General features: G+C 68.1%; 13 protein-coding genes. 3 read left to right on the forward strand and 10 right to left on the reverse strand.

What is annotated here, in order from left to right; all coding sequences use genetic code 11:
* Nucleotides 1-18: 18 nt before the first annotated feature.
* The 3 genes from rimO to cysQ all read right to left on the reverse strand — a co-directional run bounded on the left by rimO (nucleotide 19) and on the right by cysQ (nucleotide 2,938).
* Nucleotides 19-1,437, reverse strand: coding sequence for a 30S ribosomal protein S12 methylthiotransferase RimO (gene rimO, locus EOE66_RS10335; protein ID WP_128228609.1), 1,419 nt, complete (start codon nucleotides 1,435-1,437; stop codon nucleotides 19-21).
* A 49-nt stretch (nucleotides 1,438-1,486) separates the two neighbouring features.
* A complete protein-coding gene (gene phaR / locus EOE66_RS10340) occupies nucleotides 1,487-2,056 on the reverse strand; it encodes a polyhydroxyalkanoate synthesis repressor PhaR (protein WP_128228610.1) in 570 nt (189 codons plus the stop codon).
* 93 nt (nucleotides 2,057-2,149) lie between these two features.
* Nucleotides 2,150-2,938: a 3'(2'),5'-bisphosphate nucleotidase CysQ gene (gene cysQ / locus EOE66_RS10345; RefSeq protein ID WP_128228611.1), complete on the reverse strand. Its 789-nt coding sequence runs from the start codon at nucleotides 2,936-2,938 to the stop codon at nucleotides 2,150-2,152.
* 186 nt (nucleotides 2,939-3,124) lie between these two features.
* Between cysQ and EOE66_RS10350 the strand changes: the two genes are divergently transcribed.
* Nucleotides 3,125-3,313 carry a hypothetical protein gene (locus EOE66_RS10350; protein WP_128228612.1) on the forward strand — a complete coding sequence of 63 codons (189 nt, stop codon included), beginning with the start codon at nucleotides 3,125-3,127 and terminating at the stop codon, nucleotides 3,311-3,313.
* On the opposite strand, the gene EOE66_RS10355 is transcribed toward EOE66_RS10350, so the two are convergent.
* The 7 genes from EOE66_RS10355 to EOE66_RS10385 form a co-directional block, all read right to left on the reverse strand.
* Nucleotides 3,292-6,510 (reverse strand): efflux RND transporter permease subunit, encoded by a 3,219-nt coding sequence (locus EOE66_RS10355; protein ID WP_128228613.1) that lies wholly within the window; start codon nucleotides 6,508-6,510, stop codon nucleotides 3,292-3,294. The two genes, EOE66_RS10350 and EOE66_RS10355, sit on opposite strands and share 22 nt — an antisense overlap.
* Before the next feature lie 9 nt (nucleotides 6,511-6,519).
* Nucleotides 6,520-7,728: an efflux RND transporter periplasmic adaptor subunit gene (locus tag EOE66_RS10360; protein ID WP_128228614.1), complete on the reverse strand. Its 1,209-nt coding sequence runs from the start codon at nucleotides 7,726-7,728 to the stop codon at nucleotides 6,520-6,522.
* Nucleotides 7,729-7,887: 159 nt separating this feature from the next.
* Nucleotides 7,888-8,862: a branched-chain amino acid ABC transporter permease gene (locus tag EOE66_RS10365; protein ID WP_205702673.1), complete on the reverse strand. Its 975-nt coding sequence runs from the start codon at nucleotides 8,860-8,862 to the stop codon at nucleotides 7,888-7,890.
* A 1-nt stretch (nucleotide 8,863) separates the two neighbouring features.
* On the reverse strand, nucleotides 8,864-9,748 hold the full coding sequence (locus EOE66_RS10370) for a branched-chain amino acid ABC transporter permease (protein WP_128228615.1): 885 nt from the start codon (nucleotides 9,746-9,748) through the stop codon (nucleotides 8,864-8,866).
* A gap of 25 nt (nucleotides 9,749-9,773) precedes the next feature.
* Complete coding sequence (locus tag EOE66_RS10375; RefSeq protein WP_128228616.1) at nucleotides 9,774-10,988, reverse strand: ABC transporter substrate-binding protein; 1,215 nt, start codon at nucleotides 10,986-10,988, stop codon at nucleotides 9,774-9,776.
* A gap of 47 nt (nucleotides 10,989-11,035) precedes the next feature.
* Nucleotides 11,036-11,740 (reverse strand): ABC transporter ATP-binding protein, encoded by a 705-nt coding sequence (locus tag EOE66_RS10380; RefSeq protein ID WP_128228617.1) that lies wholly within the window; start codon nucleotides 11,738-11,740, stop codon nucleotides 11,036-11,038.
* Nucleotides 11,740-12,513 (reverse strand): ABC transporter ATP-binding protein, encoded by a 774-nt coding sequence (locus EOE66_RS10385; RefSeq protein ID WP_128228618.1) that lies wholly within the window; start codon nucleotides 12,511-12,513, stop codon nucleotides 11,740-11,742. The genes EOE66_RS10380 and EOE66_RS10385 overlap by 1 nt, the downstream gene beginning before the upstream one ends.
* 174 nt (nucleotides 12,514-12,687) lie before the next feature.
* Here EOE66_RS10385 and EOE66_RS10390 point away from each other — a divergent pair, with 174 nt between their 5' ends.
* Nucleotides 12,688-13,071, forward strand: coding sequence for a TraR/DksA family transcriptional regulator (locus tag EOE66_RS10390; protein WP_128228619.1), 384 nt, complete (start codon nucleotides 12,688-12,690; stop codon nucleotides 13,069-13,071).
* A 34-nt stretch (nucleotides 13,072-13,105) separates the two neighbouring features.
* Nucleotides 13,106-13,486 carry a hypothetical protein gene (locus tag EOE66_RS10395; RefSeq protein WP_128228620.1) on the forward strand — a complete coding sequence of 127 codons (381 nt, stop codon included), beginning with the start codon at nucleotides 13,106-13,108 and terminating at the stop codon, nucleotides 13,484-13,486.
* The last annotated feature ends 24 nt before the right edge of the window (nucleotides 13,487-13,510 follow it).

The following is a 13,510-nucleotide window of genomic DNA, read 5'->3' on the forward strand; positions in this document are numbered from 1 at the left end:
TGTCGTGTCGCTGCTGGCTCAGACCGGCACGCCGACGAGGTCGTGCCCCTCGGCCGCCACGATGCGGGCGCGCGTGAACTCGCCCACCTTCAGCGTCTTGCTGGCCTTTTCGGGCGGCAGCAGCCGCACCACGCCGTCGATCTCGGGCGCGTCGGCATAGCTGCGGCCCACGCCGCCCTTGCGGCCGAGCGCCGGCGCGTGGTCCACCAGCACCTGCATGGTGGCGCCCACGCGGCGCTGCAGGCGTTGCGCCGAGACGGCTTCGGCCACCGCCATGAAACGTGCGCGGCGCTCTTCACGCACCTCTTGCGGCAGCATGCCGGGGATGTCGTTCGCCGCCGCGCCCTTCACGGGCGAGTAGGCGAAGCAGCCGGCGCGGTCGATGCCCGCTTCTTGCACGAAATCGAGCAGGGTCTGGAACTCTTCCTCGGTCTCGCCAGGGAAGCCCGCGATGAAGGTGCTGCGCACCACGATCTCGGGGCACAGCTCGCGCCAGCGCTGCAGACGTTCGAGGTTTTTCTCGCCGCTGGCCGGGCGCTTCATGCGCTTGAGCACATCGGGGTGGGCGTGCTGGAAAGGCACGTCCAGGTAGGGCAGCACGCGGCCCTGGGCCATCAGCGGCAGGATCTCGTCGACGCTGGGGTAGGGATAGACGTAGTGCATGCGCACCCAGGCGCCGAAGGGTTCGGCGATCTCGCCCAGGCGCGTGGCCAGTTCGAGCAGCCGCGTCTTCACCGGCTGGCCGTCGTGGAAGCCGGTGCGGTACTTCACGTCCACACCGTAGGCGCTGGTGTCCTGGCTCACCACCAGCAGTTCCTTCACGCCGCTCTCGAAGAGCGCGCGGGCTTCGTTCAGCACGTCGCCGATGGGGCGCGAGACGAGGTCGCCGCGCATGCTGGGGATGATGCAGAAGGTGCAGCGGTGGTTGCAGCCCTCGCTGATCTTCAGGTAGGCGTAGTGGCGCGGCGTGAGCTTGATGCCGGCCACACCGCGAGCCTCGGGCACCAGGTCGATGAAAGGGTCGTGCGGCTTCGGCACGTGCAGGTGCACGGCGTCCATCACCTCCTGCGTGGCGTGCGGGCCGGTGACGGCCAGCACCTTGGGGTGCACGGCCTTGACCAGGTTGCCGCCGTCGTCGCCGGCCTTTGCGCCCAGGCAGCCGGTGACGATCACCTTGCCGTTGGCGGCCAGCGCCTCGCCAATGGTGTCCAGGCTCTCCTTCACCGCGTCGTCGATGAAGCCGCAGGTGTTGACGATCACCAGGTCGGCGCCGGCGTAGGTCTTGGAGGTTTCGTACCCCTCTGCGCGCAGTTGCGTGAGGATGAGTTCGGAATCGGTGAGCGCCTTGGGGCAGCCCAGCGAAACGAAACCCACGGTGGGCGCCTTGGCGGCGTTCTGGGCGCTGGCGTTACCGGCGTCGGTGGTGGAAGCATTCATCGCGCGATTTTCATGCATCGCGCTGCCGCTGCGCCGCGGCCGGCGTGCCTTACTTCTTCGGCGGCGCAAAACCCGGCATGCCGGGGAAGAGCCCACCAGCGGCCTGCAACTGCTCGAAGACGCTGCGGCTCTGCTCCAGGTAGCTGCCCATGATGTTCTGCAGCGCCGGGGCCTGGCCGGTCATGAACTGCGTCCAAACCTCGGGGCTCAGGTGCTTGGGGTCGTACAGGCCCTTGCTCTGGTTCAGGAACTGCGCCTGCAGTTCGCTGAAGGCCTGCAGGTTCTTCTCGATCATCGTGCCCATCACGCCCTGCATGGCATGGCCGTAGAAACGGATGATCTGCGCCAGCGCCGGCGTGGTGAACATCGGCACGCCGCCCGACTCTTCTTCCAGGATGATCTGCAGCAGGATGCTGCGCGTGAGGTCTTCGCCGGTCTTGGCGTCACGCACCTCGAACTCCTCCGACGAGAGCACCATCTGCTTCACATCGGCCAGCGTGATGTAACTGCTGGTGCGCGTGTCGTAGAGCCGCCGGTTGGGGTACTTCTTGAGCGTACGCACCGGGCTCGCTGCGGCCTTTTCGGAGGCGGGGGCCTGGGTGCGGCGGCTGGACGGCATGCGGGCGTTCCTCGGGGCTGGCGCTTCGAAGCGCGTCCCCGGCATTCTAGGAGTCGGCCTCTTCAGCCCAGCCGGGGGCTTACCCCCGCGACCTCAGGCGGGGCCGCTCCCCGCCCAGGCCACGAAATGCGGGTTCTCGTAGCCGGGCTTGCCGTAACGCAAAGGCGCGCCGTCCAGCGTGCAGACGCGGCCGCCGGCAGCGGCGAGCACGGCATGACCGGCGGCGGTGTCCCACTCCATGGTGCGGCCCAGACGCGGATAGACGTCGGCCTGGCCGCAGGCCAGCAGGCCGAACTTCAGCGAAGACCCCGCATTCACACGATCGGCCACCGGCAGGCCACCAGCCACTGGGGCCAGGCCGCTCTGCAGCCAGGCCTGCAGAGCGGCCTCGTCGCCGTGCGAGCGGCTGGCAGCAAGGCGCCAGCCCGCCGCCGGCACCGCCTGCACCTGCAAAGCGCGCCTCTGCCCGGCCTGCTCGCACCAGGCGCCCTGCCCTGCGATCCCCGCGTAGAGCACGTCGCCCACGGGCTGCAACACCACGCCGAGCACCGGTTCGCCTTCGTGCACCAGCGCGATGTTCACCGTGAACTGGCCGTTGCGCTGCACAAACTCTCGCGTCCCGTCCAAGGGGTCGACGAGCCAGAAAGTGCGCGCTGCGGCCGGAGCTTGCCCGCGCGCAGCAGCCTCCTCGGCCACCACCGGCCACGCCGGCGTCAGCGCCTGCAGCGCGGGGGTGATGAGCGCCTCGGCCCGCTCGTCCGCCAAGGTGACGGGCGAGGTGTCGGCTTTTGCGCCCACGTCGAAATCGCTGGCATAGACCTCGAGAACCAGGGCCCCGGCTGCACGCGCCAAGGCCTCGACATCCGTCAGCAGGCGGGTCATCCCGGCGCTGCTGCTCGGCAGGGTCCAGGCCGGGTCCCGTGGACCCTCATTCAGGGGGGAAATCATCGAAACCGCCTCCGGCCGTGGGGCTGCGTGGGAATTCGTCACGGCCGGGCGGGGCCCGATTTCACCGCAAGGACACAGGGCTGTGTCCCAATCCCGTATACCTTGAAACGAGTACCGAACGTGAACAACGGAACTGCCATCGCTCCCCTGCCGCCCGTTCGTCGCCAACGCCCGCTGCCCACCGAACCCATCGTGTTCGCGCTGGCGCTGACCCTGCTGACACTGGCCATCAACCTGCAGCCGCAGGCCGAGCGCACCAGCACGGCCAAGGCCCCGGCGCCCACCACTCAGGTGGCCACGGCGCGCTGACGCCCGTTGCGCTTGCCGCCCGGCCCGAAGCCGAGCACACGCGCCACCAGGCGCCACACGAGGCGCAGCCCCACCAGCGTGGCCAGGGCCTCCAGGAAGGTCACGACGAAGGCGAAGAACGGGTTCCAGCGCGCCTCGCGCTGCCTGTACTTGGACACCATGTTGTCGCGCGACACCTCGATGCTGTCGTAGAAGCTCGGCACCACCAGCAGCGTGAGCAAGGTGCTGGTGATGGTGCCCCCGATGATGGCCACGGCCATCGGGCGGTAGAACTCGCCACCCTCACCCACCCCGATGGCCACCGGCAGCATGCCGGCCACCAGGGCAAAGGTCGTCATCAGGATGGGCCGCAGGCGCTTGCGGCCGGCGGTCATCAGGGCCTCCTCGCGGTTCACCCCTTCCGCCTCCAGCACGCGGGCCGCATCCAGCAGCAGGATGGCGTTCTTGGCCACCAGGCCCATGAGCATGATCACCCCGATGAAGCTCATCAGGTTCAAGGTGCCCTTGGTCATCAGCAGCGCCACCACCACGCCAATCAGCGACAGCGGCAGCGAGAGCATCACCGCCAGCGGCGCCGTGAAGCTGCTGAATTGCATCACGAGCACGAGGTACATCAGCGCGATGCCCGAGACCAGCGCGATGCCCATCTGCTTGAAGACCTCCTGCTGGTCTCTCGAAGCGCCGGCCAGTTCCAGCCCGTAACCGGGCGGGTAGTTCATCGCGCGGGCCAGCTTCAAGGCCTCGGCCGTCACCTCGCCGGGTGAACGACCCTGCACGTTCGCGGCCACGCTGATCGTGCGCTTGCCGTCGTTGTGCTGGATCTGGCTGGGGCCCTTGCCCATGGTGACGGTGGCGATCTGCTCCAGCGGCACCATGCGGTTGCTGCCGCTCACGGCGATGGGCAGTCGCTCGATGTTGCCGGCGTCCACGCGGTCTTGCGGATGCAGGCGCACGGCCACGTCGCGCGTCTCGCCGCTCGGATCGACCCAGTCGCCTACTTCCACACCGGCGAAGGCCACGCGCAGCGCCTGCGCCGCATCGTTCACGCTGATGCCCAAGGTGTTGGCCAGCCCGCGGTCGAGCTCGATCTTCATCTCGTCCTGCGGGTCTTGTTCCGACAGGCCCACGTCCACTGCACCCGGCACGGTGCGCAGCTTGTCCATGAACTGGCCGGTGATCTCCAGCAGTTGCCGCGTCTCGGGCCCGGTGAAGCGGATCTGCACCGGCTTCTGCGCGCCGTTGTTCAGGTCGTCGAGCACCACGTACTCGGCGCCCACCAGGCGCGCCGTGATCTTGCGCAGGTCGGCCGCGATGGCCTGCGCGCTGCGCTGGCGCTGCGTGCTCTTGCCCACGTCGACATAGATGCGCCCGCCGCCCGGGTTGACGAAGCTGTTGGTGGCCTTGGTCTCGGGAAGCGTGCGCGCCAGCGCGGCGGCGGCTTCCACCTTCAGGCGCGCGTACTCCAGGCTGCTGCTGGCCGGGGTGCGCACATCGATGGCCACCGTGCCGGCGTCCGAGGCCGGCAGAAAGCTGGAGCCGCCCCACTTGACCTGCAGGCCGATGGCCGCGACGAAACTGAGGAAGGCGAACACCGCCATCCAGCGCCGGTGGTGCAGCGCCCAGGCGATGACGCGGCCGTAGCGGTCGGCCTGGTGGTCGAACCACAGGTTGAAGCGCTCCAGCACGCGGCTGATGCCGCGCTTGGGCGCCTTGTGGTGGCCCACCGGGTCGCCCCAGTAGGCCGAGAGCAGCGGGTCGAGCGTGAAGCTGATGAACAGGCTCACCATCACGGACGCCACCACGGTCAGTGCGAAGGGCCGGAACCACTCGCCGCTGACGCCGGGCATGAAGGCCACCGGCACGAACACCGCCACGATGCTGAAGGTGGTGGCCGCCACCGCCAGACCGATCTCGGCGGTGCCGTTGAGCGCCGCCGTGCGGCGGTCTTCACCCGCCTCCATGTGCCGCACGATGTTCTCGCGCACGACGATGGCGTCGTCGATCAGCACGCCGATGGCCAGGCTCAGGCCCAGCAGGCTCATGAAGTTCAGCGTGAAGCCGCACAGCCACACCGCGATGAAGGCCGCGATCACGCTGGTGGGCAGGCTCAGCGCGGTGATGAGCGTGCTGCGCCACGAGTTCAGGAAGATGTAGACGACGAAGATCGTCAGGCCAGCGCCGAAGACCAGCGCATGGATCACGTTGTAGAGGCTGTTGGCGGCGTTCTCGCCGCCGTCCTGCGTGACCTCCAGCTTGGTGCCGGCGGGCAGCGTCTTGTTGATCTCCGCCACCATCTTGCGGATCTCGTCGGCCACGCTGACGGTGCTGGCCTCGCGCGTGCGCGTGACCGACAGGCCCACGTTGGGGTTGCCGCTGCGCACCGAGAAACTCGTCAGCTCGGCGAAGCCGTCCTTCACCTCGGCCACCTGGGCCAGGCGTACGAGCTCGCTGCCGCGGCGCTTGATGACGATCTGCCCGAACTCGCCCGGGCTCTCGATGCGGCCCACGAGGCGGATGCTCTGGTCCTGCAGCGTGCCGCGCACCTTGCCCACGGGCGCGGTGGCGTTCTGCGCGCGCAGCGCGGCCACCACCTCGGTGACGCTGACCTCGTACTCGCGCAGCTTCTCGGCGCGCAGCAGCACGCTGAGTTCGCGGCGCAACGCGCCATTGACGTTGACCACCGCCACGCCGTTGACGCCGCGGAAGCGGTCGGCCAGCTCGTCTTCGGCCAGGCGCGAGATCTGCGCGTGGGTGAGCGTGGTCGACGACAGCGCCATCTGCATGATGGGCTGGGCTGCCGGGTCGACGCGGCGCAGGATGGGCTCGCGCATCTCCACCGGCAGCTTGTAGCGCACCGAGGCGATGGCGTTGCGCACCTCGTCGGCCGCCTCGATCATGTTCTTGTCGAAGTTGAAGATCAGCAGCAGCTGGGCGCTGCCTTCGCTGCTGGTGCTGCGCACGTCGGTCACGCCGGCGATACCCTGCAACGCCTTCTCGATGCGGTTGACGACCTCGCGCTCCACCGTGTCGGGGCTGGCGCCGGGGTACGGGATCTGCACCACCAGCAGCGGTTGCTCGACATCGGGCGTCTGGTTGACGCGCAGCTTGCTCAGCGCCAGCAGGCCCAGCGCCATCAGCGCCAGGATGATGACGATCATCGCCACCGGGCGCTTGATGCTGAATTCAGAGAGGAACATCGCCCGACCTCACTTGGCCGCAGAGGCCGTTGCAGCCACCGCCGAGGGCGCGGCCCCCGCAGCGGCCAGGGGCTTGGCGAATTCGAACTTCTGGCCGTCCACCAAGGAGCTGCCGGGCGCGCGCAGGATGCGGTCGCCGGCCACCAGGCCCGAAAGCACCGGGCTTTCGCCCGTGCGCGGGTCGCGCTCGCCCAGGCGCAGCGCCACCTTCGAGAGGCTGTTGCCGTTCAGCTTCCAGGCGTGGGCGAGTTCGCCCGACCGCACCACGGCCTGGCCGGGCAGGCTCAGGCCTTCGGTGCCGCCCGTCTCCACGCGGCCCTCGGCAAAGAGGCCTGCCACCCGCGGCGCCTGCGCCGGCGTGGCGAAGGCCACGATCACCTCCACCTGCCGCGTGACGGCATTGGCCGCGGCCTCGATGCGCTGCACCTTGCCCGTGAAATCGCCCTGCGCAAAGCCGTTGACGCGGAAGCTGACCGGCTGCCCGAGCTTCAGCTCGTGCATGCGGTCGGCCGACACCAGGCCCTCGAAGCGCATGCTGCGCGGGTCGATCACCTTCACCAGTTCGCGGCCGACCTGCACGGTGTCGCCCACCGAAGCCTTGCGCTCGCTCACCACACCGGCAAACGGTGCGCGCACCACGGTGCGGGCCATCTGCTGACGTGCGGAGACCACGCGCGCCCGCGCCGCCACCAGGTCGCTCTGTGCGTTGTTGCGGCGCACCTCGGCGTCTTCCAGCGCCTGGGTGGAGGTCATGCCCTGGGCCTGCAGCGTCTTCAGCCGCGCGACCTGGCGCTCCACCTGCTCGAAGGCCTGGGTGGACGCGCGCAACGCCTCTTCGGCCGAACTCAGGCTGTCGCGGATGGCGGTGTCGTCCAGCTTCATCAGCGTGTCGCCGGCGTTGACGGTGTCGCCGTTCTCCTTCATCACCTGCAGCACCACAGCGGCCACCTCGGCGCGCAGGTCGGCGCGGCGTTCGGGTTGCAGCGAGCCGCTGATCACGGGCCCGCTGGCCAGGCGGCTGGGCTGCAGCGTGAGCAGGTCTTCCGGGGCCAGCAGCAGCACGGGCGCGGCGGCCTTGGCCGCCGAGGCCCCCGAGGCCGCAGCCGACGGGCCACCGGCACCGGGCTTGCCGCATCCCGCCAGCGTGGCGGCCAGGGCGGCGGCCAGGGCGATGGCGAGGGCTCGTTGACGAACGGGGGCTTGCAGGTTGGGGCGCATGGCTTCAAAGGCACGCGCAGGCGTGCCGGCAGACAGGTCAGAAGCCGCGAGCGTAACGGCGCCCTGCCCCTGCGGGCAGGGGTCTGCGACGAAAGGGGCGCTGGGCGGGGCGAATGGTGAAGCCGAACGACGGGCGCCCGGGCATCAGGCCCGATGCCCTCAGGGCTGCTTGGGTTGTCGGCGCCTGAGCCAGGCCAGCAGTTCGCCGACGAAGCCGCGGCGGAAGCCGACGACGCAGACGACGAAGATCACGCCGATGATGACGGTGACCCAGGAACCGACGCGGTCGGCCAGGAAGTTCTGCAGACCGATGATGGTGAAGGCGCCCACCACGGGGCCGGCGAAGGTGCCCATGCCGCCCAGCAGCGTCATCAGCACCACCTCGCCCGAGAGCGACCAGTGCGCATCGGACAGCGTCGCGAAGCCCAGGGCCACCGTCTTCAAAGCACCGGCCAGGCCGGCCAGGGTGGTGCTGAGCACGAAGGCCAGCAGCTTGTACTTGTCGACGTCGTAGCCCAGCGAGATGGCGCGCGGCTCGTTCTCGCGGATGGCCTTCAGCACCTGGCCGTAGGGCGAATGCACGATGCGCACCACGCCCAGGAAAACGCCCACGAAAGCGGCCAGCACCACGAAGTACATGACGAGGTCGCTCTGCAGCGGAATCAGCCCGAACAGCGTGCCGCGCGGCACGCCCTGCAGGCCGTCTTCACCGCCCGTGAAGGGTGCCTGCAGCCAGACGAAATAGATCATCTGCGCCATGGCGAGCGTGATCATCGCGAAGTAGATGCCCTGGCGGCGGATGGCGATGAAGCCGACGATGGCGCCCAGGACCGTGCCCGACAGTGCGCCGGCCAGGATGCCCAGCTCCGGCGAGAAGCCCGCCGAGCGCACCAGCCAGCCGGTGACATAGGCCGCGGCGCCCAGGTAAGCCGCGTGGCCGAAGCTCAGAAGCCCGGTGTAGCCGAGCAGCAGGTTGAAGGCGCAGGCGAAGATGGCGAAGCACAGCGCCTTGATCATGAAGATCGGGTAGACGCCCAGGAAGGGCGCAGCGATCAGCAGCGCCAGGCCCACGCCCCAGGCGATCTTGCTCCAGCGCTGGATGTCCACGCCACCGCTTTCGGAAGAAGTGCTCATCTCACTTCTCCTTTCCGAACAGGCCCGCCGGCCGGATCATCAGCACGATGGCCATGATGACGAAGACGACGATGCTGGAGGCCTCGGGGTAGAACACCTTGGTCAGCCCTTCCACCAGGCCCAGCACCAGCCCGGTGAGGATGGAGCCGAGGATGGAACCCATGCCCCCGATCACCACCACCGCGAAGACGATGATGATCAGGTTGCTGCCCATCAGCGGCGTGATCTGGATGATGGGCGCGGCCAGCACCCCGGCCATCGCGGCCAGGCCGGCGCCGGCGCCGTAGGTCAGCATCACCATCATCGGCACGTTGACGCCGAAGGCCTGCACGAGAGACGGGTTCTCGGTGCCGGCCCGCAGGTAGCTGCCAAGGCGCGTGCGCTCGATGATGAACCAGGTCACCAGGCAGATGAACAGCGACGCGAAGATCACGAAGCCGCGGTAGTTCGGCAGGATCATGAAGCCGAGGTTGGTGGCGCCCTGCAGCAACTCAGGCACCGGGTACTGCTGGCCCGAGACGCCGAACTGGTCGCGGAACACGCCTTCGGCGATGAGCGCAAGGCCGAAGGTGAGCAGCAGGCCGTAGATGGGGTCGATCTTGTACAGCTGCTTGAGCAGCGTGCGTTCGATCACCACGCCCAGGGCGCCCACCACCAACGGCGCCAGCAGCAGGCTCCACCAGAAGCCGATGCCGGCGTACTCGGCGCCCAGCCAGGCGACGTAGGCGCCGATCATGTAGAGCGCCCCGTGCGCGAAGTTGACGATGCCCAGCAACCCGAAGATCACCGCCAGCCCGAGGCTGAGCATGGCGTAGAACGAGCCATTCACCAGGCCCAGCAGCAGCTGGCCCATGAAGGCCTGGATCGGGATGCCGAAGATTTCCATCGCGCGCGGGGTTCAGCTCAGGCGGTCACTTCCACAGGGGGCACTTCGATTCGGCCTTGGTCGTCCAGGCCTCTTCACCCTTGAAGGTCTGCACCACGTTGTAGTAGTCCCAGGGCTCGGTGCTCTTGTCGGGGCTCTTGACCTGCATCAGGTACATGTCGTGGACCATGCGGCCGTCACCGCGGATGAAGCCGCCCTTGGCGAAGACGTCGTTGATCTTCGTTGCGCGCATCTTGGCCAGCACCTTGTCGGCGTCGTCGCTGTTGATGGCCTTCACCGCCTGCAGGTAGTTCAGCGCGGCCGAGTAGTCACCGGCCTGGATGCTGCTGGGCATGCGCTTGAACTTCTCGAAGAACTTGCGGCTCCAGGCGCGCGTCTCGGCGTCGCGGTTCCAGTACCAGCTGTCGGTCAGGTACATGCCCTGCGTCGTCTTCAGGCCGAGGCTGTGGATGTCGTTGATGAAGACCAGCAGGCCTGCCAGCTTCATCGTCTTGGTGATGCCGAACTCGTTGGCCGCCTTGATGCTGTTGATGGTGTCGCCACCTGCGTTGGCCAGGCCCAGGATCTGCGCCTTGCTGCCCTGCGCCTGCAGCAGGAAGCTGCTGAAGTCGCTGGCGGCCAGCGGGTGCTTCACGGCGCCGACGATGGTGCCGCCGGCAGCCTTGACGACGTTGCTGGTGTCGTTCTGCAGTTGCGCGCCGAAGGCGTAGTCGGCCGTCAGGAAGTACCACGTCTTGCCGCCCTGCTTCACCACGGCGTTGCCCGTGCCCTTGGCCAGCGCCACGGTGTCGTAGGCCCAGTGCACCGTGTAGGGGTTGCACTGCTCGTTGGTCAGCGCGGCCGTGGCCGCGCCGATGGCGATGAAGACCTTCTTCTTCTCGGCCGCCACCTTGGCCATGGCCAGCGCGGTGCCCGAGTTGGTGCCGCCGATCAGCATGTCCACGCCTTGCGTGTCGAACCACTCGCGCGCCTTGGCAGCGGCCACGTCGGCCTTGTTCTGGTGGTCGGCGTAGAGGACCTCGATCTTCTTGCCGGCGATGTTGCCGCCCATGTCGGCCACGGCCATGCGGATGGCCTCGACGCCGCCCGCGCCGTCGATGTCGGAATACAGGCCCGACATGTCGGTGATGATGCCGATCTTGATCGTGTCACCCGAGATCTGCGCCTGGGCAGGCGCAACAGCGCCCAGCGTGGCGGCACAGGCCAGGGTGCAGGCGGCAGCGATCTTCTTCAGTTGCATGTGAGTCTCCTCTTGGCGGGTCAGGGAAGGCGGCGCCCAGCGTGGGGCTAGACGCCGAGATACTCGTGCAGGCGCTCCATGCGCGAAGGCAGTTCGGCCTGCGTGAAACTCTGGATCACCTCGCCGTGTTCGACGACGAGAAAGCGGTCGGCCAGCGGCGCCGCGAAACGGAAGTTCTGCTCCACCATCAGGATGGTGTAGCCCTGCTTCCGCAGCGTGCTCACCATCTCGGCGAGCTTCTGCACGATCACCGGGGCCAGGCCCTCGGAGATTTCGTCCAGCAGCAGCAGGCGCGCGCCAGTGCGCAGGATGCGCGCCACGGCCAGCATCTGCTGCTCACCCCCGCTCAGCCGCGTGCCCTGGCTTTGTGCCCGCTCCTTCAGGTTCGGGAACATCGCGTAGATCTGATCCACGCTCATGCCACCGCTGCCCATCGTGGGCGGCAGCATCAGGTTCTCTTCGGCCGACAGGCTGCTGAAGATGCCGCGCTCTTCGGGGCAGTAGCCGATGCCCAGGCGCGCGATGCGGTGCGTGGGCATGCCGATGGTCTCGGTGCCGCGCACCTGGATGCTGCCCTTGCGGCTGCCGATGAGCCCCATGATGGCGCGCATGGTGCTGGTGCGGCCTGCGCCGTTGCGGCCCAGCAGCGTGACGACCTCGCCCTCGTGCACGTCGAAGCTGATGCCGTGCAGGACGTGCGATTCGCCGTACCAGCCGTGCAGGTCTTTCACCGAGAGGAAAGGCGTTCCCATCAGTGGGCTCCTTTCAGTTCGGTGTTGGCGCTGCCCATGTAGGCCTCGATCACGGCCGGGTTCTTCGAGACCTGCTCGTAAGGGCCCTCGGCCAGCGTCGCGCCGCGCTGCAGCACGGTGATGGTGTCGGCGATGCTGGCCACCACGCTCATGTTGTGTTCCACCATCAGCACGGTGCGGCTGGCCGCCACCTTCTTGATGAGCTGCTTGATGCGGTCGACGTCTTCCAGGCCCATGCCCTGGGTGGGCTCGTCCAGCAGCATCAGCTTGGGCTCCATCGCCAGCGTGGTGGCGATCTCCAGCGCGCGCTTGCGGCCGTAGCTCAGTTCCACCGCGGTGAGCGCGGCGTACTTGTCCAGGTCCACCTGGGCCAGCAAGGCCATGGCCTTGTCGTTCAGGCTGTCGAGCGAACGCTCGGAACGCCAGAACTGGAAGGAACTGCCAAGGTGGCGCTGCAAGGCCACGCGCACGTTCTCCAGCACCGTGAGGTGAGGGAACACCGACGAGATCTGGAAGGAGCGGATGACGCCGCGGCGGGCGATGTGTGCCGGTGTCTCGGCGGTGATGTCGTGGCCGTCGAAGAGGATCTGCCCCGAGGTGGGCGTGAGGAACTTCGTCAGCAGGTTGAAGCAAGTGGTCTTGCCCGCGCCATTCGGGCCGATCAGCGCATGGATGCTGCCGCGCTGCACCTTCAGATTCACCTGGCTCACGGCCACGAAACCCTTGAACTCCTTGGTCAAGGCGCGGGTCTCGAGGATCACGGCGTCGGTCATGCGGGCGGGGGCAGGTGGTCGGCTTCGGCGGTGCATCTTACGGTCCGCTGTAGGGCTTTTCTGCACTGCACAACGCTTGCCCTGTTATCCAAAACCCTAGGCTTCTTGATGCGGCGCAAGGTGTCGGCGGCGGCCGGAGCGCAAGCTCTGAGCCGCATCAGGAGACAACGCACCATGAGCCCCACCCTCACCGCCGGCCAACACGCCTGGCTTCAAGCCATGCTCAAGCAGCGCCAGCACACCCTGGAGGCGCAACTGAGTTCGCACCTGCATGGCCTCAGCGCCGCCGAACGCGCAGCCGAAGTGCTGGCACAGGACGGCGACGACGCACCGCAGCGCTTGCCCGAGCGCGACATCGCAGCCGCGCTCACCGCCGCCGAGCAGCGCGAGCTCCAGGCCACGGGTGCCGCCCTGCAGCGCCTGACGCAAGGCGCCTACGGCTTGTGCAGCGACTGCGGCACCACCATCCCCTTCGACCGGCTGAAGGTCGAACCGTCGGCCTTGCGCTGCGTGCCCTGCGAATCCACGCACGAGGCCGCCCGAGGCTCGCGCGCCTGAGCCCTCATCCATCCACACCCAAGGAGTTGCCCTCATGACCACCTTCCACGCCGTGCTGCGCATCGACCACCAGAATGCCGAGGTGCTGCAGTTCGATGCCGAACACCTGCAAAGCCAGCGCATCAAGGCGCACACGCACCACACCGCCCAACACGCCAGCGGGGTGCGCAGCGAGCACGAGTTCTATGCCGCGGTTTGTGAAGCGCTGGCCGAGATCCCGGAGGTGCTGGTGGCGGGCTCCAAGACGGCCCTGGCCGACTTCCGCCACTATGCCGAGAAGCACCGCCCGGCGCTCGTGCCCCACCTGGTGGGCTACGAGACCATCGACCACCCGACGGCGCCGCAGCTGGTGGCGATGGCGCGCAAGTTCTTCCTGCGCTACGACCGCATGGCCGGCACGCCGACGCCGGCCTGAGACAGACCGCGGGCCGCAATCCCG

It is taken from the genome of Rubrivivax rivuli, assembly GCF_004016505.1.
Lineage (GTDB): Bacteria > Pseudomonadota > Gammaproteobacteria > Burkholderiales > Burkholderiaceae_C > Rubrivivax > Rubrivivax rivuli.

What these genes read in the sequence shown, in the direction of transcription:
- rimO (WP_128228609.1), bottom strand. Translation starts at nt 1,437, where the DNA reads ATGAATGCTTCCACCACCGACGCCGGTAACGCCAGCGCCCAGAACGCC.
- phaR (WP_128228610.1), bottom strand. Translation starts at nt 2,056, where the DNA reads ATGCCGTCCAGCCGCCGCACCCAGGCCCCCGCCTCCGAAAAGGCCGCA.
- cysQ (WP_128228611.1), bottom strand. Translation starts at nt 2,938, where the DNA reads ATGACCCGCCTGCTGACGGATGTCGAGGCCTTGGCGCGTGCAGCCGGG.
- EOE66_RS10355 (WP_128228613.1), bottom strand. Translation starts at nt 6,510, where the DNA reads ATGTTCCTCTCTGAATTCAGCATCAAGCGCCCGGTGGCGATGATCGTC.
- EOE66_RS10360 (WP_128228614.1), bottom strand. Translation starts at nt 7,728, where the DNA reads ATGCGCCCCAACCTGCAAGCCCCCGTTCGTCAACGAGCCCTCGCCATC.
- EOE66_RS10365 (WP_205702673.1), bottom strand. Translation starts at nt 8,862, where the DNA reads ATGAGCACTTCTTCCGAAAGCGGTGGCGTGGACATCCAGCGCTGGAGC.
- EOE66_RS10370 (WP_128228615.1), bottom strand. Translation starts at nt 9,748, where the DNA reads ATGGAAATCTTCGGCATCCCGATCCAGGCCTTCATGGGCCAGCTGCTG.
- EOE66_RS10375 (WP_128228616.1), bottom strand. Translation starts at nt 10,988, where the DNA reads ATGCAACTGAAGAAGATCGCTGCCGCCTGCACCCTGGCCTGTGCCGCC.
- EOE66_RS10380 (WP_128228617.1), bottom strand. Translation starts at nt 11,740, where the DNA reads ATGGGAACGCCTTTCCTCTCGGTGAAAGACCTGCACGGCTGGTACGGC.
- EOE66_RS10385 (WP_128228618.1), bottom strand. Translation starts at nt 12,513, where the DNA reads ATGACCGACGCCGTGATCCTCGAGACCCGCGCCTTGACCAAGGAGTTC.
- EOE66_RS10390 (WP_128228619.1), top strand. Translation starts at nt 12,688, where the DNA reads ATGAGCCCCACCCTCACCGCCGGCCAACACGCCTGGCTTCAAGCCATG.
- EOE66_RS10395 (WP_128228620.1), top strand. Translation starts at nt 13,106, where the DNA reads ATGACCACCTTCCACGCCGTGCTGCGCATCGACCACCAGAATGCCGAG.